The sequence below is a fragment of the Vibrio sp. D173a genome (assembly GCF_030248475.1).
In genome coordinates this window covers 1-665 of record NZ_JAHGAH010000889.1, presented here as the reverse complement: position 1 = coordinate 665, position 665 = coordinate 1, and the positions used below count along the sequence as shown (strand labels likewise).

Genomic DNA, 665 nt, shown 5'->3' with positions numbered 1-665 from the left:
CTGGAATGACGGTGTGAAAAAGGCTTAAAAGGTGAGGGAGCGTATGGATTTCAGGCAATAAAAAAGGCTGGCATGTCGCCAACCTTTCAAATTTTCTTCGTTGTAAGCTTAGAACAACTTACTCGACCATCCAAGTTTGTTACGTAGAACGTGGTAGTAGCTGTAATCCTTAGGGTGGATCAGCTTAAGCACGTTCGGGCTTTGGTAGATATGGATTTCGTCGCCCGGTGAAACAGGTAAAGAAATCTGGCCGTCACAGCTGACTTCTTGAGTGCCGCGATTGTCTGGGGAGACGATGAGTTTAATGTGGCGCTTGCCATCAACCACCAAAGGTCGGCTTGATAGCGTATGCGGGAACATTGGTACCAAAGAAATGGCATTCAAACTTGAAGAGAGGATAGGGCCGCCACCAGAGAGTGAATAGGCGGTAGAGCCAGTTGGTGTTGAGACAATCAAGCCATCTGAGCGTTGTGAGAAGGCGAAGCTATCATCAATGTAGACTTCAAACTCGATCATGTGAGCAACTTGGCCTGGGTGGAGTACCGCTTCGTTAAGTGCTGCGTTGTGGCTTTTGATCTGGCCGTGGCGGTGGATTTCCGTTTCAAGCAGGAAGCGCTCTTCCTCCATGAACTCGCCATTGAGTACATCGGTTAATGCAGATTGGA

The 665-nt window shown here is 48.4% G+C and carries 1 pseudogene; it reads right to left on the bottom strand.

Features of this window, described 5'->3' with window-relative positions:
* Positions 1 to 108: 108 nt before the first annotated feature.
* Positions 109 to 665, bottom strand: a pseudogene (gene ppnK / locus KIV40_RS30040) (NAD(+) kinase); the annotation flags it as partial.